Below are 26,936 nucleotides of genomic sequence, written 5' to 3'. Positions count from 1 at the left end.
GACGCCATGAGAAGCCCGCACTTCGGCCAGGGAAGCAATTCGGCCAACGTGCGCCGTTACAACGAGCGCCTGCTGCTGAAGACGCTGCGCCGCGCCGGCAGCGCGTCGAAGGCCGACCTCGCGCGTCTCGCGAACATGACGGGCACGGCGGTCGGCAGCATCATCGGGGCGCTCGCCGACGCGAAGCTGATCGAATTCGCGGGTCGCACCGAAGGCCAGCGCGGCCAACCCGCTTCGCTGATCCGCCTCGATCCGCGCGGTGCATTCGGCATCGGCGTCCATCTCGACCGGATGCGCATCGAGACGGCGCTCGTCAATTTCGCGGGTGACGTGCTCGGCCGCCGCTCTCACGACACGCTGCTGCCGCCGCCCGCCGACGTGCTCGAGATCGTCCGTCACGACATCGACGCAATGCAGGCCCTGCTCCCCGACCATGAACGCGCACGCCTGACCGGCATCGGCGTCGCGCAGCCATACAACCTCGGCGCGTGGATGCGCGAACTCGGCCTCGCACCCGACACGTTCCGCGCGTGGGAAGACGTCGACTTCGCGGCCGACCTCGGCCGCACGCTGTCGCTGCCCGTGTTCGGCGAAAACGACGGCAACGCGGCCGCGATCGCCGAACTGTTCTACGGATATGGCCGGCAGTGCGACGACTTCGTCTACCTGTTCATCGGGCCGGCGATCGGCGGCGGCATCGCGATCGACGGCGACTGCCTGCGCGGCGTGACCGGCAATGCGGGCGACATCGCGGTGATTCCGGTGCCGCCGAGCCGGCTGGCCTCCGCGCCGCCGCCGCGCGGCCCGTGGGACATCCTGCTCGCGCGCGCCTCGCTGCATGCGCTCGTGCGCCACCTGCGCCATCACGGCGAGACGGTCGAGAACCGCGCCGATCTCGAAGCCTGCATCGCGCGCGGCCTGCCGGCCGTCGACGAATGGATCGACGACTGCGTCGACGCGCTCGCACCGGCGTTGCGCGCGGTGCTGTGCGTGATCGACGCGCCGGTGGTCGTGCTCGACGCCGACACCGACGCGGGCCTGCTCGACGCGGTCACGAGCCGCCTGCGCGCGGCGCTCGTGGCGACCGCACCCGAAGCGCGCGGCACGCCCGTGCTCGTGCGCGGCACGTTCGGCGCCGACGCCGGCGCGATCGGCGCCGCCACGCTGCCGATGTTTTTCAACTTCTCCCCGCGGGCCGGCATCCTCAAGGGCGCCCGCACCGACTCGCAGGAGGTCAACCATGTCGCGATCTGAGTCGCCCCGTCCGTTGCTCGAGATGCGCGGGATCAGCAAGACGTTCCCGGCCGTCCGCGCGCTCGACAACGTCAGCCTGACCGTCTATCCGGGCGAGATCCATTCGCTGATGGGCGAGAACGGCGCGGGCAAATCGACGCTGATGAAGATTCTGTCGGGCGCGTACCGCGCCGACGCCGGCGGCGAGATCCTGATCGACGGTCAACGCATCGACATCGACGGCCCGCTCGCCGCGCGCGATGCCGGCGTCGCGGTGATCTACCAGGAGCTGTGCCTGTCGCCGAACCTGACCGTCGCGGAAAACATCTACGTCGGCCGCGAACTGCGCCGCGGCAACCGGCGCTGGGGCACGATCGACCGCGCGGCGATGGCGCGCGGCTGCCAGGACGTGCTCGCGCGCCTGGGCGCGCCGTTCGGGCCCGACACGCTCGTCGACACGCTGTCGATCGCCGAACAGCAGCTCGTCGAAATCGCGCGCGCCGTACACACCCGCGCCCGCATCCTCGTGATGGACGAGCCGACCACGCCGCTGTCGTCGCGCGAAACCGAGCACCTGTTCCGCCTGATCCGCCAGTTGCGCGAGGAAGGTCTCGCGATCATCTACATCAGCCACCGGATGGCGGAGATCTACGAGTTGTCCGACCGCGTATCGGTGCTGCGCGACGGCACGTACGTCGGCACGCTCGAACGCGCGTCGCTGTCGGCCGAGCGGCTCGTCGCGATGATGGTCGGGCGCGACATCTCCGGTTTCTACAAGAAGGAACACGCGCCGTACGACCCCGGCCACCTGCTGCTGTCGGTCCGCGACGTCGCCGACGGCGCGCGCGTACGCGGCTGCAGCTTCGATCTGCATGCCGGCGAAGTGCTCGGCATCGCCGGCCTCGTCGGCGCGGGCCGCACCGAACTCGCGCGGCTGATCTTCGGGGCCGAGCCGCGCGTGCGCGGCGACGTGAAGCTGGGCGAACGCACGTTCGGCGCGCACTCGCCGCGCGACGCGATCGACGCGGGCCTCGTCTACCTGACCGAGGACCGCAAGCGCCAGGGCCTGTTCCTCGACATGAGCGTGCGCGACAACATCAACATCTCGGTGTGCAACCGCGATGCGCGGCTCGGCGCGCTCGACCTCGCGCGCGGCGCCGAACGGGCGCGCGACGCGATCGCGTCGCTGTCGATCCGCGTGCCGCACGCCAACGTCAACGTCGGCGCGCTGTCGGGCGGCAACCAGCAGAAAGTGCTGCTGTCGCGCCTGCTCGAGACGAAGCCGCGCGTGCTGATCCTCGATGAACCGACACGCGGCGTCGACATCGGCGCGAAATCCGAGATCTACCGGATCATCAACGAATTGGCCCGTGCCGGCGTGGGCGTGATCGTGATCTCGAGCGAACTGCCGGAAATCATCGGCGTCGCCGATCGCGTGCTCGTGATGCGCGAGGGCGAGATCGCGGGTGAACTCGGCGGACACACGCATACGCCGATCACGCAGGAAGCGATCATCGCGCTCGCCACCGGCTCGCAGGCCGAACTGGCCGACGCGCACTGAGCCCCGCCCTTTTCATTTCACTCTCACTTTCAGGTTACCGAAATGATCAACCCGACCAAGCAGCGGAACCTCGCTTCCGCGACCGCCCATCCGGTCGCCAACCGCACGCCCCTGATGCGCGGCGCCGATCACCGCGCCCGCATGCAATCGCTGATCCGCACGGCCGGCATGCTGCCGGTGCTGCTGGTCCTGTGCGTCGGCTTCGGCTTCCTGACCGATGGCTTCTTCACGTTGCAGAACCTGTCGATCGTCACGCAGCAGGCGTCGATCAACATCGTGCTCGCCGCCGGCATGACGTTCGTGATCCTGACGGGCGGCATCGACCTGTCGGTCGGCTCGGTGCTCGCCGCCGCGGCCGTCGCGGCGCTCATCGCGTCGACCCTTCCCGGCTGGGGCTGGCTCGGCGTGCCGTTCGCGCTCGCGGTCGGCCTCGTGTTCGGCGCGATCAACGGCGGACTGATCTCGTTCCTGCGCCTGCCGCCGTTCATCGTCACGCTCGGCGCGATGACCGCCGTGCGCGGCGTCGCGCGCCTGATCGGCAACGACACGACCGTGTTCAACCCGCAACTGCCGTTCGCGTTCATCGGCAACGGCTCGATCCTCGGCGTGCCGTGGCTCGTCGTGATCGCGTGCGCGGTAATCGCGATCTCGTGGTTCATCCTGCGCCGCACGGTGCTCGGGATGCGGATCTATTCGGTCGGCGGCAACCCGGAAGCCGCACGGCTGTCGGGCATCAACGTACGGGCGATCCAGATGTTCGTATATGCGGCGTCGGGCCTGCTCGCCGGCCTCGGCGCGGTGATGTCGGCCGCGCGCCTGTATGCGGCCAACGGCCTGCAGCTCGGCCAGTCGTACGAGCTCGACGCGATCGCCGCGGTGATCCTCGGCGGCACGAGCTTCGTCGGCGGCGTCGGGTCGATCGTCGGCACGCTGATCGGCGCGCTGATCATCGCGGTGCTGACCAACGGCCTCGTGCTGCTCGGCGTGTCCGACATCTGGCAGTACATCATCAAGGGGCTCGTGATCATCGGCGCGGTCGCCCTCGACCGCTATCGCCAGCGCGACTCGGCCCGTACCTGACACCGTTCCCTCACCGCGCATTCCTGACCATTCAACCATCGGCGCGCAGGCAGGTCCTCCTGCGCGCGTTCGCCAACAGACCTCACGGAGACACAACGACATGTTCAAGCACACCGCCGCCCTGACCGCCGTCGCCTGCGCACTCGCGTTCGGCGCCACCGCCGCCCACGCAGCCGACAAGCCGCTGAAATCGATCGGCGTCACGGTCGGGTCGCTCGGCAACCCGTACTTCGTCACGATCGTGAAAGGCGCCGAAGCGCGCGCGAAGCAGCTCAACCCGAATGCGAAGGTCACGGCCGTCTCGGCCGACTACGACCTGAACAAGCAGTTCACGCAGATCGACAACTTCATCTCCGCGCACGTCGACATGATCCTGCTCAACGCGACCGACCCGAAGGCGATCGAGCCGGCGGTGAAGAAGGCGCAGGCGGCCGGCATCACGGTCGTCGCGGTGGACGTCGCGGCGGCCGGCGCGAACGCGACCGTGCAGACCAACAACGTGAAGGCCGGCGAGCTCGCGTGCGACTACCTCGCGAAGAAGCTGAACGGCAAGGGCAACGTGATCATCGAGAACGGCCCGCAGGTGTCGGCCGTGATCGATCGCGTGAACGGCTGCAAGGCCGTGCTCGCGAAAAACGCCGGCATCAAGCTGCTGTCGAGCGACCAGGACGGCAAGGGCTCGCGCGAAGGCGGGATGAACGCGATGCAGGGCTACCTCACGCGCTTTCCGAAGCTCGACGGCGTGTTCACGATCAACGACCCGCAGGCGATCGGCAGCGATCTCGCGGCGAAACAGCTGAACCGCCCGAACATCGTGATCACGTCGGTCGACGGCGCGCCCGACATCGAGGTCGCGCTCAAGTCGAACACGCTCGTGCAGGCGTCGTCGAGCCAGGATCCGTGGGCGATGGCGCAGCAGGCGGTCAACGTCGGCTACGGGATCATGAACGGCCAGAAGCCGGCCAATCCGATGATCCTGATCGAGCCGACGCTCGTCACGCGCGACAACGTGAAGACCTACAAGGGCTGGAGCTCCCCGCGCTGATCGCGCCGGGCGCGCCGCCCGTCTGCGAGCCGGGCGGCGCCGGGCCGCGTCGCCGCGCGCGACGGCCGGCACTGCCCGCCTGTTCAGATCAACCGCTGTACGGCCGCGCACGACGCCGCGGCACAAGGTTTCCACATGACGACGACGTTTCCCCGCCTGATCGTTTTCGGCGAAGCGCTGACCGATTTCATCCGCGACGACGCACAGCACTGGCACAGCGTCGCCGGCGGCTCGTGCTGGAACGTCGCGCGCGTCGGGGCGCGACTCGGCGTGCCGACGGCCTTCGCCGGCACGGTCAGCCGCGACACTTTCGGCGACGAGCTGATGCGCAAGAGCGCCGATGCGGGGCTCGACATGCGCTTCATCCGGCAGGTCGACCGCGCGCCGCTCCTCGCGATGGTCGTATCGAAGCAGCCGCCCCACTATTTCTTCATCGGCGAAAACAGCGCCGATCTCGCGTTCGATCCGGCCGACTTGCCGGCCGGCGCGTTCGACGCGGCCGAGATCGTGCACGTCGGCTCGCTCGGCGTCGTGCGCGAGCCGCTCGCAGCGCGCCTGATCGAACTCGCGCAAGCCGCGCGGGCGGCCGGCAAGCGGATCTCGTTCGACCCGAACTTCCGCGCACCGATGGCCGCGCCGTCGTATCGCGACACGCTGCGCCGCCTGACCGCGCTGGCCGACTGGATCAAGGTCTCCGACGAGGATCTGCGCGGGCTGTTTCCCGAACTCGACGAAGCGGCCGCGCTCGCGCAACTGCGCGCGTGGGCGCCCGCCGCGACGATGCTCGTCACGCGCGGCGCAACCGGCATGCAACTGCTGCATCGCGATACCGAGCTGTTCCAGCCCGCGTTCCCGACCGCGGTCGCCGACACGGTCGGCTGCGGCGATGCGAGCATCGGCGGCTGGCTCGCGAGCCAGCTTGCTCGACCCGATGCGTCAGCCGCCGAGCATCTGCGTTACGCGGCCGCGTGCGCGGCCGTCGCCTGCGCGCATGCGGGCGCGTATGCGCCGACGGCCGCGGAAGTGGCCGACATGATCGGTCGCAGCGCCGGCGCCAGCGCCAGCGCCACGCTGTCGCACTAGACGGCGCCGACGCGCCGTGCCGTCATGCAGCCCTCACGCGGCGGCCGTGCCGTCGCTGCCGTCCGGCGGACGGCCGGCCTGCAGCAGTTGCAGGCTCTCGTCGACGCTCAGTTCCGACATCGCATCGTCGTGCAGCGTGCCGTCCGCCGCGCGGCGCAGTGCATGCAGCGCGTGCGTCTTGAGCCGGACGAGCGCGAGCCGCAGCCCGCGCGCCGCGCATTCGGCCGCGAACGTACGCAACGATTCGATCGTCGTGCCGTCGACATCCGGCGTTTCCTCGAGGCTCAACATCACGGTATGCGTGTCCGGTGCGGTCTTCATCAGCGCCCGCACGCGATTGAGCATCCGGTCCGCATTCGCGAAGAACAGCTGCGCCTCGGGCCGCACGATCAGCACGCCCGGCACCGGCTTCGCATCGGCATGGCTCGCGACGTCGACGAAATCGTGGCTGTCGCGCAGCCGGCCGAGCACGCTGACGTTCGGCTCGGACAGCTTGCGCAGCGTCAGCAGCAGGCTCACGCCAATGGCCGCGAGCAGCCCGTGCAGCACGCCGAGCACGAGCACGGCGAGCAGTGCCGCGATCACGACGAGCCGGTCGCGATGCCAGGCCCAGTACGGCCGGAACACGGACGGATGCAGCGAATGGCTGACCGCGAAGATCACGATGGCCGCGAGCACGGGCTCGGGCGTGCGCGCGAGCTGCGGCAGCAGCAGCCAGACGATCAGCGCGACCACGCCGGCCGCCCACATTCCCGCGAAGCGCGACTGCGCGCCGGCCGCCTCGTTCGCCGACGTCGCCGAATAGCCGGCGCCGACCGGCATCCCGTGCAGCAGGCCCGACACGAGATTCGCGCAGCCGAGCGCAACGAGGTCGCGGTTCGGCGACACGGTATCGCCGTGCTTCAGCGCGAAGTTGCGGATCGATCCGTACGACTCCGCATACAGGATCAGCATCAGCGCGAACGCGAGCTCGACCGTCTGCATCCATGCGTTGCGGCCGAGATGCGGCAACCCGAATTCGAGGTGCCGGAAGTCGATATGGCCGACGATCGCGATTCCGTACCGCTGCCAGTCGATCGCGTAACCCGCCGCGATCGACAGCACGATCACGACGAGCGTCGCGGGCACGCGCGCGCCGCGGCCGAGCACGAACAGCAGCGCGAGCGCGGTCGCGCCGAGCACGACGCTCGCGAGATTCGCGTGCGGCGCGCCGGTGATCAAATCGAGCGCGACGTGGGGCGCATCGCCGTGCTGCACGGCAATCGCGAGAATCTTCGGTAGCTGCTTGATGACGATCGTCAGCGCGAGACCGAACGTGAAGCCGCGCAGCACGGGCCGCGCGACGAAATCCGACATGCCGCCGAGCCGCGCGACGCCGGCCAGGATGAACAGCACGCCCGTCATCGCGACGAGCGCCGCCGCCAGCGCGAGCTGCGCGGCGAGCGCCATCCCCGATTCGGCGAGCACGGTCGCGGCGAGCACCGCGGCCGACGACGACGTCGACGACACGATCGCGAAGCGGCTGCTGCCCGTCAGCGCATAGACGACGAGCCCCGACAGCAGCGCGATCAGGCCGGCCTGCGGCGGCAGGTTCGCGAGCCCCGCATACGCAACCGCCTCGGGAATCAGCAGGCCGGCAATCGACAGGCCGGCCAGCGCATCGAGGCCGATCCGTTGCGTACGCGGTGCCGGCGGCGTGTCGAGCGCCGCGAAATGGTCCGGATGTTGCGGGCCGGCGTCGGGGCGGATCGGGGCGGTCGTCATGAGGCGGTCGGCGCCGTGGGCCGGTCAGGGTTTGACGGCGATCACGCCCGACCAGCCGGGCAGATAGCGCGCATCCTGGTCGTGCGCACGATGCAGCGCGACATCGAGCGCCTTCGCGAAATTCTTGCGGATCTGGTCGAGCGACACGTGCTGGCGCAGATAGTCGGCCCACAGGAATTCGCTGAACGGCGTCGCGTCCTTCGCGTACCCGCCCGCCGTGCGCAGTTCGCCGGCAAGGCTGCGGTACGGATCGTCCTCGAGCCCCGTCAGCGCCTTCGGCAAATGCGCATAGTCGCGCCGCGAGCCGTCCGGGCCGAACGGATGCACCCACTGGTTGTGTTCCATCATCCGCCAGAAGATCGTGTCGTCGAGCCACGACAGATCCTTCAGCAGCATCGCGTTCACGCGCGACTCGCCCTCCTCGATCAGCGCGAGGCCCAGATGATGGTGATCGGTGATGTAGTGCAGCCCGTCCGGGCCGAGGACGGCCGGGAACCAGTGCGATTCGATCGCGGCCTTGCGGGCGCGCTTGTTCAGCGCCTTCCAGTGCTTGCGCTTCGCCTTGACTTCGCGGTAGCCCACCGTCATCTGGGTCGGACGCAGCGCGTCGAGCCTGACGGGAATGAGATGAACGTCGGTGCCGAGTGCCATGGTCGTACCCCATGTTGCGAAATTCCGGCAACGATACTCCGGATCGCGCGCGCCGTTAATCCGTCATCACCGCGATGCGCGTCCGGTTGACCCTCTCTGACACTTGCCGCACGCACGACGCCGCACTACGCCCGCAAATCGTTGCGTTCGAGGCGGTGACGAATGTAAGGAATGCCGTCGTGCACGACGCTCACGCGCCGCATGCCGAGCTTGCGCGCCACGTTCAGCGAGCCGCTGTTGGCCTCCGCGATATCGGCGATCACGCGCGGCAGGCGCACGGTGTCGAACGCGTGCCGCACGACGGCCGCCGCGGCTTCACTCGCGATGCCGCGCCCCCACGTCGCACGCACCAGCCGCCAGCCGATCTCGACGTCGCGCGATCCGTCCTTGTAATCGGGAATCAGCAGGATCCAGCCGATGAACACCTCGGGCGCGGCCTTCTCGAAGATCGACCAGTAGCCGAGGCCCGGCGGATAGTCGCACGTGATCCGGTGCGTGACGAAGCGACGATGCTCGACGGGGTCGTGCCACGGGCCCGCGATGTGGCGCGTGACCTCGGGATCGCGATCCATCTCGATGCACGCATCGAGATCGGCCAGCACGCGCGGACGCAGCCACAGCCGCGCGGTTTCGAGCACGGGCAGCGGGTCGGCGGAACGGTCGTTCATCTGGACTCCCGATACGGGGGCGATGCGCATCGAGCGCATTACAGAATTGATACAAACAGCCTTCCGGAATGATACAGAGTCCCGACGCGTGCCTCGCGCGGCTCCGTTTCCGTTTCCGAAACAGTGCATTTCGTAGGGATTATTCCCGATTCGGCGCTATCGCGCCCCACATCGCGCGACGCGGAAGCCTACACTCGATCAGTGCCCCCGCGCCGCGCGCGAGCCGGGCCGGCATCCGCATGCACATCGTGAGCGCGCAAGCCAACGAGGAGACCCCGGACATGAGCTGGACCCGCGAGCAACGCAACGTCACGATCGCCGCCTACCTGGGCTGGACGCTCGATGCGTTCGATTTTTTCCTGATGGTTTTCGTGCTGAAGGACATCGCCGCGGAGTTCGCGTCGACGATTCCCGCCGTCGCGTTCGCGCTCACGCTGACGCTCGCGATGCGCCCGCTCGGCGCGCTGATCTTCGGCCGGCTCGCCGACCGCTTCGGCCGCCGCCCGACGCTGATGGTCAACATCGCGTGCTATTCGCTGCTCGAACTCGCGTCGGGTTTCGCGCCGAGCCTGACCGCGCTGCTCGTGCTGCGCGCGCTGTTCGGCATCGCGATGGGCGGCGAATGGGGCGTCGGCTCCGCGCTGACGATGGAAACCGTGCCGACGCATGCGCGCGGCTTCGTGTCCGGGCTGCTGCAGGCCGGCTATCCGAGCGGTTATCTGCTCGCGTCGGTCGTGTTCGGCCTGTTCTACCAATACATCGGCTGGCGCGGGATGTTCATGGTCGGCGTGCTGCCCGCGCTGCTCGTGCTGTACGTGCGCGCGCACGTGCCCGAATCGCCGGCATGGAAACAGATGGAGAAGCGCCCGCGCCCGAGCCTTGGCGCCACGTTGAAACAGAACTGGAAACTCACGATCTACGCGATCGTGCTGATGACCGCGTTCAACTTCTTCTCGCACGGTACGCAGGATCTCTATCCGACCTTCCTGCGCGAACAGCATCACTTCGATCCGCATACCGTGTCCTGGATCACGATCGTGCTGAACATCGGCGCGATCGTCGGCGGCCTGTCGTTCGGCACGATCTCCGAGCGGCTCGGCCGGCGCCGCGCGATCTTCATCGCCGCGCTGATCGCGCTGCCGGTGCTGCCGCTGTGGGCGTTCTCGAGCGGCCCGGTCGCGCTCGCCGCCGGCGCGTTCCTGATGCAGATCTCGGTACAGGGCGCGTGGGGCGTGATACCGGTTCACCTGAACGAGATCTCGCCCGACGAGATCCGGGCCACCTTCCCCGGCGTCGTCTACCAGCTCGGTAACCTGCTCGCGTCGGGCAACGCGACGATGCAGGCATCACTCGCCGTGTCGAACGGCAACAACTACGGCTTCGCGCTCGCGCTCGTGGCCGGCATCGTGGCCGTCGCGATCGCCGTGCTGATCCTGTTCAGCCGCGAACGGCGCGGCATCGACATGACGCAATCGGTCAATACGCGTAGCACCGTCGGGTGAACCCGCGCGTTGCGGCACCGCATCATCGCGCGCGCCCCGCCCCGCCGTGAGCGGGTGCCGCGCTTTCCGCACCTGCACATCGAACTAGAGGAATTGGTCCAGACGCCGCGCTTGCCCGCGTCGCCCGCGTTTTTTTATCTTAATGAAAACGACTGTTTGAATCAGATAATCAAATCACCTGTTCGCGGCCGGGAAACCGGCATGGGAGGCGGAACATGGCAGTAAGTCAGGAGGGGCGGCCATCGGCGGGACGGCCGTCCGGGGCGCGGTCATCCGGCACGCGGCAGACCGGCGGGACGAAGGCGCGCATTCTCGATGCGGCCGAGGATCTGTTCATCGAACATGGCTTCGAGGCGATGTCGATGCGCCAGATCACCTCACGCGCGGCGGTCAACCTCGCCGCGGTCAACTACCACTTCGGCAGCAAGGAAGCGCTGATCCACGCGATGCTGTCGCGTCGGCTCGATCAGCTGAACCAGGAGCGCCTCGGCATCCTCGACCGCTTCGACGCGCAGCTCGGCACCCACATCACCTGCGAGCACGTGCTCGGCGCGATGTTCATTCCGGCGCTGAAGGCCTCGCGCGATCCCGAACGCGGCGGGCCCGGGTTCCTCCGGCTGATCGGCCGCGCGTATACCGACCCTTCGCCGTTCGTGCGCAACTTCCTGACCGCGCACTACGCGAGCGTCGCGGGCCGCTTCTTCGATGCGTTCCAGCGCGCGCTGCCGCACCTGCCGCGCACCGAACTCGGCTGGCGGCTGCACTTCGCGATCGGCGCGCTATCCGGCGCGCTCGCGGGTGCCGAAACCGAAAGCCTGATCGACGAATTCTCGCAAGGCCGCACGATGAACGACGTGCAGATGATCGCGCGGCTGTCGTCGCTGATCGTCGCCGCGCTGAAGGCGCCGATGCCCGACAGCGCGCAACTGTCGATCTTCGCGGCGGTGCTCGACGATGCCGGCGCCAGCGAAGCGTTCGGGCTGCCGCAGTCGGGCGCGACGGCCGCCGAGGCGGCAACGCTGCATTCCACGAGCTGAACGCGCGAGGCCACGCGCGGCTTCCTGTTCACGATTTGATTGATACGCGCGGTCAGGCGCGGCGTCGAGACGCCCGCGCCGGCCGGCCGCGAAGCACGGGGCATGGGCTGGCGCTGACGCGCCGACCCGCGCCGAGCGCCAAGACCGGAGACACGTCATGTCATCTTCCGCAGCAACCACCTCGGCCCAGCTTCCGCCGAACACCGACGCCATCTGGTACGCGTCGTACCCGCCCGGCGTCCCGCACGAGATCGACGTCACGCAATACGCGTCGCTCGTGCAGTTCTTCGACGAATGCACGACGCGCTTCGCCGACCGCGTCGCGTATGTCAGCGCCGGCGCGTCGATGACCTATCGCACGCTCGCGCAGAAGGTCGACGCATTCGCGTCGTATCTGCAAAGCCTAGGCGTGAAGCCCGGCGACCGCGTCGCGATCATGCTGCCGAACACGTTCCAGTATCCGGTCGCGCTGTTCGGCACGCTGAAGGCCGGCGCGATCGTCGTCAACGTGAATCCGCTCTACACCGCGCGCGAACTCGCGCACCAGTTGAAGGACAGCGGCGCGCAGACGATCGTCGTGTTCGAGAACTTCGCGCGCACGCTGCAGGACGCGCTGCCGGAAACGCAGGTGAAGCACATTGTCGTCACCGCGCTCGGCGACCTGCTCGCCGACGGTTTCAACGCGAAAGGACGCCTGATCAATTTCGTGCTGAAGCACGTGAAGAAGCTCGTGCCGGACTACCACCTGCCGCAGGCGATCCGGCTGCGCTCCGCCCTCGCGCTCGGCGCGCGCGGCGCGCCGCAACCGGTGCAGACCACGCGCGACGATCTCGCGTTCCTGCAATACACCGGCGGCACGACCGGCGTCGCGAAAGGCGCGATGCTCACGCACGGCAACCTGATCGCGAACCTGCTGCAGGCGAAGGCGTGGATCGCCGACCAGGTGTCGGGCGACGTCGAAACCGTGCTCACGCCGCTGCCGCTCTATCACATCTATTCGCTGACGGTGAACGCGTTCATCTTCATGGGGCTCGGCGGGCGCAACATCCTGATCGCGAACCCGCGCGACATGAAGATGGTGATGAAGATCATCCGCCACGAGACGTTCACGGGCATCACCGGCATCAACACGCTGTACAACGCATTCCTCGACAACGAGGAATTCCGCAAGCGCGACTTCTCGAAGCTCAAGCTCGCGATGGCGGGCGGGATGGCGATGCAGCGCGCGGTCGCCGAGCGCTTCCAGCAGGTGACGGGCCGGCCGGTGGTCGAAGGCTACGGCCTCACCGAGTGCTCGCCGATCGTCACGATGAACCCCGTGGACCTGAACGACATGGCCGCGTTCAGCGGTTCGATCGGCCTGCCCGCGCCATCGACCCTCGTGCGCTTTCGCCGCGAGGACGGCACCTGGGCCGCGATCGGCGAGCCGGGCGAGCTGTGCGTGCGCGGCCCGCAGGTGATGCGCGGCTACTGGCAGCGCCCCGACGAGACCGCCAAGGTGATCGACGCCGACGGCTGGCTCGGCACCGGCGACATCGGCGTGATGGACGAGCGCGGCTTCATCCGCCTCATCGATCGCAAGAAGGACATGATCCTCGTGTCGGGCTTCAACGTGTATCCGAACGAGATCGAGGAAGTGCTGGTGATGCATCCGGGCATCAGCGAAGCCGCGGCGATCGGCATTCCCGACGAGGTGCAGGGCGAACGGATCAAGGTGTTCGTCGTGCGCCGCGACCCGTCGCTGACGGCCGAGGACGTGCTCGCGCACTGCCGCAAGAACCTGACCGGCTACAAGATGCCGAAATTCGTCGAGTTCCGCGACGCGCTGCCGCAGACGAACGTCGGCAAGATCCTGCGCCGCGCGCTGCGCGACGAGGAACTCGCCAAACTCAACGCCGCGAAGCAAGGCTGAACGATCCATCGCTCCGGGAGACGCTGTCGATGAACGAAGGAATGAAACGCCGCGCGCGGCATGCCGCCGCGGCGGCGCTCGCGTGCGCGCTGTCGCTCGCACAGGCCGGCCTGCATGCACAGGAAACGGCGAGCGCCGCGAGCGCGGCACCGGCCGTCGCGCTGCCCGCGGATCTCGCGAAGGTGACGCACGAGTCGGTCGCGCAACAGGCGCGCTGGCTGCGCACGGCGGCCCAGCGCGGCACGCTCGCGCAACTCGACGACGCGACGCTCACCGCGCTCTTCAAGGCACTCGATCCGCTCGCCGTGCCGCTCTATATCCGCAACGGCCCGAACGGCTACCCGTCCTACCAGTTCACGATGGTGCGCCAGGAGCGCATCAGCGGAAAATGGTCCGACACGCCCGACCGCATGCTCGTGAAGACGACCCGCGAGCCGCTGCGGGTGTATGCGAAATGGCTGCCGGGCGGCGCGCATGCCGGACAGGAGACCATCTACGACACGACCCAGCGCAAGGACGAGATGTATGGCCATCTCGGCGGCCTGCTCGGCAAGATTCCGCTGTGGACGGCGATCGACGGCGCGCTGGCGCGTGCCCAGTCGAATCACCAGGTGAAGGATCTCGGCACCGAGTTCATCACGAACCTGTACCTGACCGAAGGGAAGAAATACCTGGAAGCCGGCGTGCAGCGGCCGACCGACGTGCAGGCCAAAACGATCGACGGCGTGCGCGTCGTCGCGCTCACCTACGAAACGCCGACCGGCCGGCCGCAGTTCTATGCGAAAAAGGAAGTGCTGGGGCTCGACCTGCACGCCCCCTATTTCCGGACCGTCGAGTCCTATGACAACGACGGCAAGATCTTCGAGCGGATCGTCATCGAGAAAATCGCGCCCGCGACCCTCGACGACACCGCATTCGACCCGAAAAACCCCGACTACGCGTTCTGACACGCGCTGACGGGGCCGATCACGGGCTCAATCGTCATCGTCGTCGCCGTGGTGCCGATGCCAGTGCTTGTAGTAGTGCTTGCGCCACTTGCGGTAGCGATCGTCGTCGTCATCGCCGTAATAGCCGTATCCGTAGCCCGGATAGGCGACGACGGCGGGCTGCGGCGCCACATAGACCGGCGCCGGTTCGACATAGACCGGTGCGACCGGTACGCCGATGCCGACCGACAGGTCGACATGCCCCGCCATTGCACTACCGGAAACGAGCAACGCCATGCCCCCGATTACCCCTGCCACTTGCCTCTTGTTCATGCTCCGGATCCCTGATAAGCCGGCCCGCCCGGCTCACGCAACCAATGTAAGCGCGCCGCCCGCGCCGAGGTGATACGGGGCTGCGAGAGTCGTAACGCGACGTAACGAAACGGCTTTGGCCATTCGGCCGGATCGCGAAAATGCGCCGGAACGTCTATAGTGGGTTACGGTTCGACACAATCACGACTGCGCGCTCCCCTATCGAACAGGGTAGAATTCCGCCAAACGGCTTGTGGACGAACACGTCACACACACGCACAACATATTCTCTGACGCAGGCTCCTGCCGCACCTCAATGGCCAATCCCGCAGAATCCCATCCGCAAAACGACTTCATCAATTCGGCGCGCAAGGAACGTAAGCGTGTTGAAATCTATCTCGTCAACGGCATTCGTCTGACGGGGTGTATCGAGTCGTTCGACCAGTATCTGGTGATGCTGCGCACCCCCGTGGGTCTGCAAGGCATCTACAAGCGTGCGATTTCCACGATCCAGCTCGACACGGGCGGTTCGCGCCCGGGCGGCGGCCCCCGCGGCCCGCGCACCGGCGGTCGCCCCGGCGGCCGTGAAGGCGGCGGCCACAGCCCGTACGGCTCGCACGGCGGTCCGCGCGAATCGCGCGGCGACGGCGGCTACGGCTCCCGCGAGCCGCGTGAAGGCTACGGTTCACGCGAACCGCGCGAGGGCTACGGCTCGCGTGAGCCGCGCGAAGGCTACGGCGCACCGCGTGAACCGCGCGAAAGCTACGGCGCGCCGCGCGACACCGGCGACGCATCCGGCAACGCCGCGCCGTCGGATTCCCGCGGCGGCAACGGGCCGGTCATCGTGACGCGCCGCCGGCGAATCGTGCCGGACGGCCAGTAAAACAAAAGGGCAAGCCAACCGGCTTGCCCTTTTCACTTCTTGTACGGCCGGCGCGGCATGTCGCCGCACCGCCGTTACCGAATTCAGCGTGCCGTCGTCGGCAAGCCCGCGTCGGCCTCGCGCTGCAGCGAACGCACCTGCTGCTGCAACGCCCGCAATTGCGACTGGAGCTGCGCCTGTTGCGCCTGCAATGCCGCCGTTTCGCTCCGCACGCTCTTCTGGCGATCCGCCACCGCCGCCTGCTGCTGGCGGGCGATCGAGATGTCCGCCTGCAGACGCCGCGCGCGGTCCTGCGTGACTTCGATCTGCTTGTCCATTTGCGCCTTCTGCGATTCCAGCTTCGCCGCCCGCAGTTCGTTGACGGCCAGCCGCTCCGCCTGATGCGAGAAATCGCGATAGATCGCTTCCGCGCGCGTTTCGTCGTAAGTCTTGATCACGCGCCAGAACGCCTTTTGCTGGAACAACGCGACGAAATACGCACCGTCCTTGACGTTGAACAGCAGGCTGGCGCCGTAGCTGCCGTTGTAGCTCGTGCGCATTTCCGTCAGCGAGTGCGCCTGGATCTGGCGCTGCAAATCGTCGACCGTGCTCGGTCCCGTCGTCTCGCCGGCCTGCGGCTGCACCGACGTCTGCGCCTGCGAATCGATCACCGGAATCGCGGCCACCGGCGCCGATGCCTGCTGCACCGCCGACGGATCGCCGCCTGCCAGCCCCTGCGCGAACGCGCCTTGCATGCCTCCCACCAGGGCGAGCATTACGCTCACCCGCCCCAACCCCGTCATATGGCTCATGAAGTTTTATTCCCGCCCGAGTCGTTGTAATTCACCGCGATTTTATCTCATTAATTACTCGCTTTCGCGGGTCTCGGGCTCTTCGTCGAAGATCTGATATTTGCGCATTTTTTCCCACAACACCTTGCGGCTGATGCCGAGCTGCTGGGCCGTGTCCTGACGCCGCCAACCGTTTGCGTCGAGCGCCGCGATCACGCGGTTGCGCTCGTTCATGTCCCACTTGCTGCGATCGACGAACACCTCGGCCGCACTCTCCGCCGGCACCGGCTGGGCCGCGCTGCGCGCGTGCGCGATCAGTCGCTGCAGTCGCGCGGCATCCCAGCCGCCCGTCTGTCGCACCGTCACGCCGACGCGCTCGGCGAGGTTGCGCAGCTCGCGCACGTTGCCGGGGAAATAGCTGTCGGCGACCGAATCCGTGAGCCAGTACGGCAGGTCGGACAACTCGGCGAGCCGCTCCTCGCCCACCACCTGGGCGACGAACGACTTGAACAGCGCGATCTTGTCGACCGCACCGCGCTCTTCCAGCGACGGAATGCTCAGCTCGATCACCGCGAGCCGGTAGTAGAGATCGGCGCGGAACAGTCCTTCCTTCACGAGCTGCGGCAGCTTCTTGTTGCTTGCCGCGACCAGACGGAAATCGACCTTGACCGGCGCCGTCGCGCCGACGCGCAGCACCGCGCCGTCCTCGAGCACGCGCAGCAGCTTGACTTGCTGGTACAGCGGCAGATCGCCGACTTCGTCGAGGAATAGCGTGCCACCGGCCGCCTGCTCGAAATAGCCTTTATGCGCAACAACCGCGCCCGTGAACGACCCTTTCGCATGGCCGAAGAACAGCGATTCGAACAGGCCGTCCGGAATCGCGCCGCAGTTCACCGGCACGAATTCGCCGTGCCGGTAGCGTGAATGCTTTTCGTGCAGCAGTTGCGCGATGCGCTCCTTGCCGACGCCGGTTTCGCCGTGCAGCAGCACGTTGGTGTCGCAGTCGGCGAACGTATCGACTTCGTGCAGCAGCGCCTGCATCGATTCGGAGTGCGCGACGAGTTCCGACGGCTGCAACGTCTCGGCTGCGTGCGCACGCAGTTGCGTGACGAGCTTGCCGATCATGCCGCGCAGTTCGGCGCACGTGAAGTCGAGCGGCAGGATATGCGAATACTCGGGCGGATACTGCGACGCGTCGTGGTCGCGCGCCGCGCCGACCCAGACCACCGGCATGCCGATGTTGGCCTGCCAGTCGCGCAGGAATGCCGCGCCGCCTTCGATCATCGTCACGCTGATGATCGCCAGCGAGCGCCGCAACGCGGCGCGCTCGGGCGAGACCGCCGCGTTGTCGGCGCGGATCACTTCGACGTCGAAGCTCGCCATGCACCGGGCGACGCGGTCGACGATGTCCGCCTTGCCTTCCCAGACGTACAGGTCGAGCTCTTCGATTGCGGGCGTATTTCTCATCTGATCTGCTTCTTCAGTAAACCGTTTGGGCGACCCCGCAATTGAGCGAGATCTGGTGGACCGTCGCCGCGCCGACCTGGACGCCGAGCAGATTCAGCAGCGGAACGAGGACTGCGTCGAGGCTCGACAGGAGTGGGCTAAGCAGACTGGTCAGAAAACCGAGCAGCGTCGATACGAAGGAAGACGGTATCGGCAAAGGGGTCAGGTCGAGCAAGGTAAGGTTGACAGTGATCGTCGCAGCCGCGAGTTGAGCCAGCGCCGAACTGAGCGCTGAGCCGAGTGCATTCGAATTCACGGTCCAGTAGTTCGCATCGATTCCCGGCACGCCATTGAACGTATGCGATTGGGAAGCGCCCTGCACTTGGACAGATACGTTGGACATAGAGGCCGTCACCCGAACAGCCCCAAGCACCGCGTTCGCGTTGATGATCTGCGCCGGCGACGAACAACTGTAATTCGACGACAGGCTGATCTTGCCCGATGCATCGAGTGGCGGCTGGCCGATGCACAGATTGGCCACGCCCGGTTGCGCCGTAATGGCGACGGTACTCGCCTCCTGCGTGGACGCACATTGCGTCGAATTCAGCCATGCGGTACCGGTGCCGGCTTGCAGGTAAATCGGAAGCTTGACATCGATCGATGCGATCGCATTCAGCAACGGCCCGACTATCGGCAACTGCGCGGTGCCGAGAGCGACATTCAGATACACACCCACCGCAGCCGTCGACGCCTTCGTGCGCCACGTTCCCGTTGCCGGATCGATCCCGCCCTCGCCAACGCCGATCGACGGCGGGCTGATGATCTGCACCTGCAGTTGCGTTCCCGTCAGCCCGCCGAGATTCAGCGACGGCACATTGACCGTGACCGCCGGCTTGCCCGTTGCCGCGATCTCCGCGCCGACCATCAGGAGGTCGAGCAGATCCACCTGCGCATTGAGGGCCGCCTGCGTATCCGCGAGCGCGACGTTCAGCAACCCGCCCGCGCCGCCGAGACCGATCGACGTTCCCGGAATGTTGGCGTTCAGGATCGCCTGCAGCGTGGCGAGGCTCGCCTGCAGGCTTGCGTTCACGACGGACGTCTGGGTGGCCGCCTTCACCATCAACTGGATCAGTTGCGGCAACGTGAGCTTCAGCGCGAGCAGTTGATCGACCGTGCCGACGCCCGCCGCCACGACGAGATCGCCGACCGTCACGTTGGTGCAGGCAAGCGCTTGGTATGACCCGATGTTCAGGTTCAGGTTGGCGCCGAGCAACCCGCCGATCAGTCCGTTGACGAGCCCCGGATTGCCGGACGTCGGTGCGGATCCGCCCGAGCAGCCGACGCCGCCGAGCGCGGCCAGGGTTGCACCGACCGAGAACGTATCGATGTTCGTCGAACGCGCGGTTGATACCGCGGACACCGTCTGCGGCGGTCCGACGAAGAAGAACGGCACCTGACGCGTGACGACCACCTTGGCGGCGTTCAATTGCGTGGTTCCGGCTGCCGCGGCAGCGTAGTAGCTGGGTGCCGGGTTGACGGACGTATCCCAGCGGCCACATTCAATGTTGATCGTGTCGCCGTTCGACGCATTGAGACCGTTGGACTGCGCATTGCTGGTCGCGGTGGCAGTCGGCTGCGAACAGGCATCGTCCATCCGCTGCACGGCCGCGAGCGCGGCCATGTCGGCAATGCGTTGCACGTCCCGACGCTGGTAAAAGAGATTACCGACGCCAATGGCGCCAAGCGTCGTGATGGCGATCAGCGTCGCGACGATCGCCATCACCGAGAACGCGCCGCGCTGTCGTGACGCGCGGCGGATCGTGCCGCCACTGTGTCGGGTAGTCACCGTGCTGCTCCGTCAGCGCGCGAGATCGCCGCCGGACAGCCCGCCGCTGCCGCCGCCACCACTACTGCCACCGCCCGACGCCGACATCGTGCCGAACCACTGCGGAATCGGCGTCTTGAACGAGTCGATATAGCGCTGATACGCATACGTACCCGCCGCGCCGTCGATCGGTTGCGGCGTGGCGGCCGAGCGATTCGAGCGCTGCAGGTCGAGCAGCGCGGTGGTCGCATGACCGATTTCGGACGCCGGCGTGTCGCTTTGCGCGTGCGCGACGCCCGCGCCCAGCGAGCACACGAACGCGATGCCCACGGCCCGCACGCGGATTGAGGAAAGGTGAAACATGATGGCCTCCGTGAATATCGTCGTTATCGCGCGAAACGCTGCAGCAGCGGCACGGCAAGATCGAAATTGTCGCTGCTCGCCACCGACGGCACGGACACACTGGCCGGCGCACGTGCGATGGCGCGCTGCTTCGCACGCATCGCGGCCGCGACCTTCGTCTCGTCGTCACGAATCTGGCCGCGCACCGCGGGCGACAGCTTCTGCTGATCCATCAGCCGCCGCGCGTCCTTCGCATGGCCGGTCGCGAGCAGGTACAGCACGAAGTTGCTGAGGATCTTCGGGTTCTTCTGCTCGAGTTCGGCCGCCTTCAGCAGCGGCACGCGTGCACCCGCCAGATCGCCGTCGCGCATCTTCGAATACGCAAGGTCGGACAACGTCGCCGCATCGGTCGGCGCAAGCGCCGTCGCCTGCTCGAGCTGCTGCGCGGCCAGCGCAAAATCGCCGCGGGCGCCGGCGGTCAGCCCGAGCCCGCGATAGCCGCGCGCCGCGAGCGGCGTCGTCAGCAACTTGGTATAGGCGGCCACGCCGGCATCGTACTGGCCGGTCGCCCGCAACGCGTCGGCGCGCAGCAGGATCGTGTCCGGCGACGCGCCATATTGCTTCTCGTACTGATCGATGTGCGCCAACGACGCGAAATACAGTCCCTGCCCCTGCATCCGCTCGATCAGGCCCAGATACATGCCTGGCGTATCGGGCGGCGCATTCTTGTCGGCCGCGGCCTGCATCAGCGCGCCGCGTTCGGCCTGCGCGCCGACGCCGTATCCGGATTCCTTGAACATCGCGCACCCGCTGGCCAGCAACGCGCATGCCGTCGCGCCTGCGATCGTGCGAACCCAACCCAATCGATTCATCTTCTGTCGCTCCTTCCCTTCGTGCCGCATCAACGGTGAATCGCGGCGAGCGCGGCCAGCACGGTCATGATCCCGGGCCCCGCCGTCACTATCAACAGTGCCGGCAACAGCGTGACGATCATCACGCCGGTCATCTTCACCGTCAGGCGGCCGATCTGCTCGCGCAGCGTCGCGCGACGCCCTTCACGCAGACGGTCACCGAATTGTTTCAGCGGCTCCTGCACCGCACCGCCATGCTTGTCGACCTGAATCAGCAAGCGCACGATCGCGCGCAGGTCCTCGTTGTCGAAACTGTTCGTGAGGCGTTGCAGCGACTGTTCGCGCGTACGACCGGCCGCGAACTGCCGCTGTGCAACGCCGAGTTCCCACGACAGCACGGGCAGCATCGTCTGGAAATCGTGCGTGACGACCTGGATGCTCTGGTCGAGCGACAGGCCGACGCCCTGCAGCAGCCGCAACATGTCGACGAGCAGCGGCAATTCGGCCGCAATGCTTTGCCGGCGAGCAGTGGCGCGGCGCCGCACGTAGATTTTCGGCAGCATGTAGCCGGTCACGAGCGCGACGGAGATCCACAGCGGCCAGCGCGTCTGCTGTCCGCGACCGATCAGGACCAGCACGGCAAGCGCCGGCAGCAGGATCGCGCAGACGATGCGCGCGCCGACGAACAGCGCTCGCGCGCGCACGTCGACGAAACCGCACTGTTCAAGCAACTGACGATCTTCGTCGGCGATCAGATATCGGCTGAAGCCGGTCTCGAGCCAGCGCATCCCGACGTCTTCGAAGCGTGCGCGCAGCCCTGCGAAACGCACGCGCGGCGCGGCAGGCGCCACCGCGTCGCGCGCAGGTTCGGCGGCACCGGCGCGTGCGGCGGCCGCTTCCACTGCCGCGGTCCGGCGATCGAGCGCATTCACCAGCGCGCGCTCGGCACGCTGCACGAGCACGATGCGAACGATCGCGAGCGCGGCAAGCAGCAGCACGCCGACCGATCCGAGCACCAGCGCAAGTGCGCCTAAACGGTTTGCATCCATCGATTCACCTCAGCCGCGCGAGCCGGTACAACCAGAAACCACCGATCGCCTGCAACGCGAACGCCAGGTAAATCAGCTGGCGTCCGTTATCGTCGCCCCACATCGCCGTGAAATAGCGCGGACTCGTGGCGATGACGAAGCTGCCGACTGCGATCGGCAACAGTGCCAGTACCCACGCGGACAGCCGGGTCTCGGCCGACATCGCGGACAGTTCGCGTTCCGCCTGCTCGAGATCGCGCATGAAGGTCGACATCCGGTCGAGCATCACGTCCGCCCGCCCGCCGTAGCGGACCGACAACCGCAACACCGCGCCGACCAGTTCGAATTCGCGGATGCGATAGGTATGCGCGATGTGCAGCATCGCGCGATCGATCTCGACACCGGAGCGCAGCATCTGCGACACGTCGTCGAGGCAGCGGCGCAGCGGCATCTCGGCCGTCTGCAGCGCAGACTGGAACGCCGCCGGCACGCTGTTGCCGAGCGTCACGAGCCGCACGATCCCGTCGAGAAACGACGGCAACTGACGGACGATCTTCAGGCGGCGCCGGCTAATGCGCGACGTGATCCACAGCACGACGAGCACACTGCCCGCGACGAGCGCGGCCACCGCGGCGAGCACGCCGCCGGCCATGCCGGCCCACAGCGCGAGCAGCACGACGACCGCCAGCGCCAGCACGAGGCCGGTGCGTACTTCATCGAGGCCCGCGCGGTCGGACAGCACGGTCCACGCGCCGAGCGCCGACGCGCGCCAGCGCGCGATCCCGTGTTCGGACGCCTGCCCGTTCGGCGTACCGGCCGCCGGGGCACGTGCGGCGCGCGTATCGGCCGCCGGGGCGGCGGAACGCGCGCCCTGTCCCACGCGGCTGTCAAAGAACCGCTGCGTATGCGCGCGCCCTTCCCGCACCTGGCTTCCGCGCCACAGCAGCAACCCGGCCGCCGCGCAAATCAACGCGAACATCAGCGCGAGCAAGGTGGCGCTAGACATTGAAGCCCCCGCCTCGCCCGAAGCTGCCACCGAACCCGCCGCCACCGCCGCCGGACGACACCAGCGTGCTGCGGAAACGTGCGAGCTTCGGCGAATGCGGATGAATGCCGAGCGACTCCCAATGATCGATTTCTTCGCCCTCCGGCGTGACCCGCGCCTCGTAGCGATACAGCTCCTGCGTCGATACGATGTTGTCCGACATGCCGGTGACTTCGGTGATCGACAGGATGCGGCGGCGGCCGTTGGACAGCCGGCCGATCTGCACGATGAAGTCGATCGCGTTGGCGATCTGCCGCCGCAGGCTTGCTTCGGTACCCTGAAAACCGGCGAAGCCGGCCAGCATCTCGAGCCGGTACAAACATTCGCGCGGCGAGCTGGCGTGCACGGTGCCCATCGATCCATCGTGGCCGGTATTCATCGCCTGCAGCATTTCGAGCACTTCGCCGCCGCGCACTTCGCCGACGATGATCCGGTCCGGCCGCATCCGCAGCGTGTTTCGCAGCAGGTCGCGAATCGTCACGACGCCGCTGCCGTCGAACCCGCCGGGACGGCTTTCGAGCCGCACGACGTGCGGGTGATTCAGCGACAGTTCGGCCGTATCCTCGATCGTCACGACGCGTTCCGCCATCGGGATGTGGAACGCCAGCGCGTTCAGCAGCGATGTCTTGCCCGAACTGGTGCCGCCCGACACGAGCACGTTGCAGCGCGCGTCGACCGCCGCCTCGAGCAGCCGGCCGATTTCCTCGTTGTAGGTGCCGTTGCCCAGCAGGTCCTCGGGCTTCAGCGGGTCCTTGCGGAACTTCCGGATCGACACGACCGGGCCGTCGATCGACAACGGTTCGATCACGACGTTGACCCGCCCGCCGTCGGGCAGCCGCGCGTCGACCATCGGGTTCGATTCGTCGAGCCGCCGGCCGACCGGGGCCAGAATCCGTCGCACGATCCGCAGCAGATGCGCGTTGTCGGTAAAACGGATCGGCAGCTTCGACAGGATCCCGTGGCGCGACACGTAGATGTCGTTGTAGCCGTTGATCAGGATGTCCTCGACGTGCGGGTCCGCCAACAGGTCCTCGATCGGTCCGAAGCCGGCGAGCTCCTTCGTCAGCGCCTCGGCCACCGCACGCACCTCGCTCTCGTTGAGCGGGATGCGCCGCAGCCGCACGAAGCTGTCGATTTCGAGATCGACGAACTGGTTGATCGCCTGTCGCGACCAACGGCCGAATTCGGCGCCCAGTTCCTCGATCCGCGTGAGCAGATGCTCGTGCGCGGCATTCTTGATGTCGTGGAACTGTTGCGTTTGCGAGAACGGCGCTGCGCCGTCGGCAAATTGAATGTCGTGTGCCATCGCTTACGACCGCTTCGTTGAGGATTGAATGATGCGCCTGAGCGCCGAGAGGCCGCCGGCCGCACGCTGCGTCGCACCCGGCGCCGGCGCGCCCGCAAGGCGCTCGACCAGCGGCCCGAGCGCACGGACGTACGGGTCGCGTTCCGCGACCTCGGCGATCAGCTTGCCCTGGTTCGCGGCATGCCCGATCGACACGCGCCGCGACGGCAACGTCGCGAGCAGCGACAGTTCCAGCCGCTCGGCGATCTGTGCGGGCAGCAGCCCGAGCTCGGCGTCGAACTGATTGACGACGAGCCGGATCCGGTCGGTCGCGGCACCTGCCTCGCGTAACCCGTCCAGCATCTCGACCGCCGACACGACCGACGCCACGCCCTGGTCGCAAACCAGCCATGCTTCGTCCGCCAGGTTCACGACCTGCGCAATGAATTCGCGATTCGGGAAGCCGCCGAGATCGACGATCTGGTGATCGAAGAACGCCCGCAGCCGGTTCAGCAATGCCGCGCACGACGCCGTCGCCACATCCCGCAGCTCGGCGAGATTCGGCGGCAGCGTCGTCAGAGCGACGCCGCTCGAATGGCGCGCGAGCGCGGTCGTCACGAACGTACGGTCGATCCGGCGCAGGTTGCGCACGGCCTCGACGAAATGGAATTCGCAACGCGTATTCAGGAACAACGCGCCGTCACCGGCCGGCAGCCCGAGATCGAGCAGCGCCGCCGTGCGGGCGGGATCGGCCGGCCGCCGCTGCATCAGTACCGACAGGTTCGCGGCGAGCGTGCTCACGCCCATCCCGGCACGCGCGCCGAGCAACGCGGTGACCTTCCCGTGGCGATTCGCCGGCTCGCCGACGTTGTCGAGCAACACGCGCGTGATCCGCAGCGCCTCGTCCGCCGGTGCGGAGAAATCGACGAAATCGCGCACCCCCGCGCGCAGCGCGGCGAGTGCGCCTTCCGGTTGCGCGAGCGAGCCCAGCGCGACGACCGGCACGCCCGGATGCGCGACGCGTATCGCGGCGACCACCGTGCTCGCAGCCGCGCAATCACCGGAAAAATCGATGAAGACCAGTGCCGGATTCAACACGCCGATACGCTGCGACAACGCGGCGCCGTCGAGCGGCACCCCTTCGACGGCGCCGGCGGACACCAGCGATTGCGACAGCCAGTGCACATGCTCCGCGACCGAGGTGGCGCAGACGAAGTGGTCGGTGACGGCGGGCTCAGCCAAAGAATAGGTTCTCGCGTTCATCTTGGATACTCACAATGAAGCAAGGCATCGCGTCGTGCGCGACGGCCTGCGCGGTCCGGTAACGATTCGGCGCGCTCATTTCGAGAACCCCGGCCCCGCGTCCGGCGATGCCATGCCGCCCAGGTACGAACGCCACACCGGACCGTCGCGCTGCTCGGACAGCTCGCCCGGCGTCGCCGGCAGCGGCGCACCCTGCGCAATCGGTGCAACGAGATGCGGCGTCACGATGATCACGAGCTCCTTGTCGTTCTGCTGGTAGCTCAGATTCTTGAAAAACGCGCCGATGATGGGCAGGTCGCCCAGGAACGGCACCTTGTTGACGTTGGACGTGGTTTCGCGGTCGATCAGGCCGCCGATCACGAAGCTTTCGCCGTCGCCGAGCTCGACCGTCGTGTCCGCGCGCCGCGTCGTCAGCGCCGGCACCTGCACGCTGTTGATCGTGATCGAATGCACGAAGTCGAGCTGGCTCGACTCGGGCGCGACCTTCAACGCGATTCGCCGCGGGCTCAGCACGGTCGGCGTGACCGTCAGCCCGACGCCGTAGGGTTTCCATTCGATCGAGATCGTGCCGAGCGATTGCGGCACCGGCACCGGGATTTCGCCGCCAGCGAGGAAGTTCGCGCTTTGGCCGGACAACGCGACGAGCGTCGGCTGCGCGAGCACGCGCGCCAGGTTGTTCGCCTCGAGAATCGACAGGTCAGCGAACAATCCGCGCGACACCGAATTGACGACGAGGTTGAACGCCGACGAGATCGGTACGCTCGTGTTGTACGTGAGCGAACCGCCCGGCGTACCGGAAATCGAGGTCAGCCCCGTCGGCGCGAACGCGCCGAACGAAAAGCCGTTGCTCTGCTTGAAGAAGTTCAGGCCCGCCTGCTTCAGCACCGAACGGCTGAATTCGACGACCCGCACGTCGACCTGCACGACGTTCTTGCCGGAGATCGTCGACGCATCGAGCGTCGTCCCGTCCTTGCCGCCGACCGTCTTCGCCGCATGGACCGCCCGCTGATGCCCGTCGAGCGTTCCGGCCGCACCGCCGATCACCGTCGTGCCGCCATACGTGTTCACGCTCGGCGACGCGCCGTCGAGCAGTGCCCGCGCCGCACCGCTCGTGACGTTCACGTTGTAGACGGTCGGCTCATCATGGCCGCGCTCCCAGATCATCACGTTCGTCGCGCCGGCATTCTTCGCCACCAGCAGCACGCCGCCACGCCCGCCCTTCACGACGAGCACGTCGGCCACCGACGGGTCACCGACCGCGACCCGCTGCAGCGCCCGCCCCGTCGCAATCTGCCGCTGCGCGCCGATCGCAAGGCTGATCGTGCCGCTCGTGTCGGCCGCGTCCGACAGCGGCGGCATCGCCAGCGCGCTCAATGCAATAGCCAAACCAATCAGTTTCTTTTTCATTGTTTTGCCGTCGTCGT

At 67.4% G+C, this 26,936-nt stretch carries 24 protein-coding genes; 10 read left to right on the top strand and 14 right to left on the bottom strand.

The genetic code is table 11. The features are described from left to right. The first annotated feature begins 6 nt into the window (after positions 1 to 6). The 5 genes from H0X90_RS22180 (at position 7) to H0X90_RS22160 (ending at position 6,002) form a co-directional block, all read left to right on the top strand. A complete protein-coding gene (locus tag H0X90_RS22180) occupies positions 7 to 1,254 on the top strand; it encodes an ROK family protein (protein WP_006491498.1) in 1,248 nt (415 codons plus the stop codon). Then, positions 1,241 to 2,794 (top strand): sugar ABC transporter ATP-binding protein, encoded by a 1,554-nt coding sequence (locus H0X90_RS22175; protein ID WP_034200641.1) that lies wholly within the window; start codon positions 1,241 to 1,243, stop codon positions 2,792 to 2,794. Before H0X90_RS22180 ends, H0X90_RS22175 begins: the two co-directional genes overlap by 14 nt. A gap of 42 nt (positions 2,795 to 2,836) precedes the next feature. After that, positions 2,837 to 3,874 carry a ribose ABC transporter permease gene (locus tag H0X90_RS22170; RefSeq protein WP_006485281.1) on the top strand — a complete coding sequence of 346 codons (1,038 nt, stop codon included), beginning with the start codon at positions 2,837 to 2,839 and terminating at the stop codon, positions 3,872 to 3,874. A gap of 100 nt (positions 3,875 to 3,974) precedes the next feature. Then, positions 3,975 to 4,919, top strand: a complete 945-nt coding sequence (locus tag H0X90_RS22165) for an ABC transporter substrate-binding protein (protein ID WP_060210821.1) — start codon at positions 3,975 to 3,977, stop codon at positions 4,917 to 4,919. 135 nt (positions 4,920 to 5,054) lie between these two features. After that, on the top strand, positions 5,055 to 6,002 hold the full coding sequence (locus H0X90_RS22160; protein ID WP_077190096.1) for a carbohydrate kinase: 948 nt from the start codon (positions 5,055 to 5,057) through the stop codon (positions 6,000 to 6,002). 33 nt (positions 6,003 to 6,035) lie between these two features. On the opposite strand, the gene H0X90_RS22155 is transcribed toward H0X90_RS22160, so the two are convergent. The 3 genes from H0X90_RS22155 to H0X90_RS22145 form a co-directional block, all read right to left on the bottom strand. Then, on the bottom strand, positions 6,036 to 7,766 hold the full coding sequence (locus tag H0X90_RS22155; protein WP_077190098.1) for a SulP family inorganic anion transporter: 1,731 nt from the start codon (positions 7,764 to 7,766) through the stop codon (positions 6,036 to 6,038). Between the two features lie 24 nt (positions 7,767 to 7,790). Next, entirely contained in the window at positions 7,791 to 8,417 is a 627-nt protein-coding gene (locus tag H0X90_RS22150; protein ID WP_006485279.1) for a ParB-like protein, read from the bottom strand. 125 nt (positions 8,418 to 8,542) lie between these two features. Further along, positions 8,543 to 9,085 carry a GNAT family N-acetyltransferase gene (locus H0X90_RS22145; RefSeq protein WP_006495318.1) on the bottom strand — a complete coding sequence of 181 codons (543 nt, stop codon included), beginning with the start codon at positions 9,083 to 9,085 and terminating at the stop codon, positions 8,543 to 8,545. A 281-nt stretch (positions 9,086 to 9,366) separates the two neighbouring features. Here H0X90_RS22145 and H0X90_RS22140 point away from each other — a divergent pair, with 281 nt between their 5' ends. The 4 genes from H0X90_RS22140 (at position 9,367) to H0X90_RS22125 (ending at position 14,483) form a co-directional block, all read left to right on the top strand. Next, a complete protein-coding gene (locus tag H0X90_RS22140) occupies positions 9,367 to 10,587 on the top strand; it encodes an MFS transporter (protein ID WP_006495319.1) in 1,221 nt (406 codons plus the stop codon). A gap of 215 nt (positions 10,588 to 10,802) precedes the next feature. Next, a complete protein-coding gene (locus H0X90_RS22135; protein ID WP_006485289.1) occupies positions 10,803 to 11,624 on the top strand; it encodes a TetR/AcrR family transcriptional regulator in 822 nt (273 codons plus the stop codon). 157 nt (positions 11,625 to 11,781) lie between these two features. Then, positions 11,782 to 13,536: an AMP-binding protein gene (locus H0X90_RS22130; RefSeq protein ID WP_034200644.1), complete on the top strand. Its 1,755-nt coding sequence runs from the start codon at positions 11,782 to 11,784 to the stop codon at positions 13,534 to 13,536. 29 nt (positions 13,537 to 13,565) lie between these two features. After that, on the top strand, positions 13,566 to 14,483 hold the full coding sequence (locus H0X90_RS22125; protein ID WP_062884564.1) for a DUF1571 domain-containing protein: 918 nt from the start codon (positions 13,566 to 13,568) through the stop codon (positions 14,481 to 14,483). 27 nt (positions 14,484 to 14,510) lie between these two features. On the opposite strand, the gene H0X90_RS22120 is transcribed toward H0X90_RS22125, so the two are convergent. Next, positions 14,511 to 14,795, bottom strand: a complete 285-nt coding sequence (locus tag H0X90_RS22120; RefSeq protein WP_012492571.1) for a hypothetical protein — start codon at positions 14,793 to 14,795, stop codon at positions 14,511 to 14,513. Between the two features lie 295 nt (positions 14,796 to 15,090). Between H0X90_RS22120 and hfq the strand changes: the two genes are divergently transcribed. Further along, on the top strand, positions 15,091 to 15,657 hold the full coding sequence (hfq, locus tag H0X90_RS22115) for an RNA chaperone Hfq (RefSeq protein WP_012492570.1): 567 nt from the start codon (positions 15,091 to 15,093) through the stop codon (positions 15,655 to 15,657). Positions 15,658 to 15,740: 83 nt separating this feature from the next. Here hfq and H0X90_RS22110 read toward each other — a convergent pair whose 3' ends face one another. The 10 genes from H0X90_RS22110 to H0X90_RS22065 form a co-directional block, all read right to left on the bottom strand. Further along, positions 15,741 to 16,448 (bottom strand): DUF2968 domain-containing protein, encoded by a 708-nt coding sequence (locus H0X90_RS22110; RefSeq protein WP_034178628.1) that lies wholly within the window; start codon positions 16,446 to 16,448, stop codon positions 15,741 to 15,743. Between the two features lie 54 nt (positions 16,449 to 16,502). After that, the gene (locus H0X90_RS22105; RefSeq protein ID WP_006483492.1) at positions 16,503 to 17,894 is read right to left on the bottom strand and encodes a sigma 54-interacting transcriptional regulator; all 1,392 of its coding nucleotides are present in this window, start codon (positions 17,892 to 17,894) and stop codon (positions 16,503 to 16,505) included. A gap of 13 nt (positions 17,895 to 17,907) precedes the next feature. Next, a complete protein-coding gene (locus tag H0X90_RS22100; RefSeq protein ID WP_006495326.1) occupies positions 17,908 to 19,719 on the bottom strand; it encodes a TadG family pilus assembly protein in 1,812 nt (603 codons plus the stop codon). A gap of 12 nt (positions 19,720 to 19,731) precedes the next feature. Then, positions 19,732 to 20,061, bottom strand: coding sequence for a DUF3613 domain-containing protein (locus H0X90_RS22095; RefSeq protein ID WP_006483481.1), 330 nt, complete (start codon positions 20,059 to 20,061; stop codon positions 19,732 to 19,734). Positions 20,062 to 20,084: 23 nt separating this feature from the next. After that, positions 20,085 to 20,912 (bottom strand): hypothetical protein, encoded by an 828-nt coding sequence (locus tag H0X90_RS22090; RefSeq protein ID WP_006483480.1) that lies wholly within the window; start codon positions 20,910 to 20,912, stop codon positions 20,085 to 20,087. Positions 20,913 to 20,941: 29 nt separating this feature from the next. Then, the gene (locus H0X90_RS22085; protein WP_006483478.1) at positions 20,942 to 21,940 is read right to left on the bottom strand and encodes a type II secretion system F family protein; all 999 of its coding nucleotides are present in this window, start codon (positions 21,938 to 21,940) and stop codon (positions 20,942 to 20,944) included. Positions 21,941 to 21,944: 4 nt separating this feature from the next. Further along, the gene (locus tag H0X90_RS22080) at positions 21,945 to 22,925 is read right to left on the bottom strand and encodes a type II secretion system F family protein (RefSeq protein WP_034200648.1); all 981 of its coding nucleotides are present in this window, start codon (positions 22,923 to 22,925) and stop codon (positions 21,945 to 21,947) included. Next, positions 22,918 to 24,270 carry a CpaF family protein gene (locus tag H0X90_RS22075; protein ID WP_006495330.1) on the bottom strand — a complete coding sequence of 451 codons (1,353 nt, stop codon included), beginning with the start codon at positions 24,268 to 24,270 and terminating at the stop codon, positions 22,918 to 22,920. Before H0X90_RS22075 ends, H0X90_RS22080 begins: the two co-directional genes overlap by 8 nt. A 3-nt stretch (positions 24,271 to 24,273) precedes the next feature. Beyond that, on the bottom strand, positions 24,274 to 25,512 hold the full coding sequence (locus H0X90_RS22070) for a fimbrial protein (protein WP_006483491.1): 1,239 nt from the start codon (positions 25,510 to 25,512) through the stop codon (positions 24,274 to 24,276). 75 nt (positions 25,513 to 25,587) lie between these two features. Next, complete coding sequence (locus tag H0X90_RS22065) at positions 25,588 to 26,919, bottom strand: type II and III secretion system protein family protein (RefSeq protein ID WP_034200649.1); 1,332 nt, start codon at positions 26,917 to 26,919, stop codon at positions 25,588 to 25,590. Positions 26,920 to 26,936 lie beyond the last annotated feature (17 nt).

It is taken from the genome of Burkholderia sp. 9775_39, assembly GCF_015712225.1.
Classification (GTDB): domain Bacteria; phylum Pseudomonadota; class Gammaproteobacteria; order Burkholderiales; family Burkholderiaceae; genus Burkholderia; species Burkholderia cenocepacia.
Note: the sequence above shows the minus strand (reverse complement) of the source record. Positions and strands in the feature narration are given on the sequence as shown.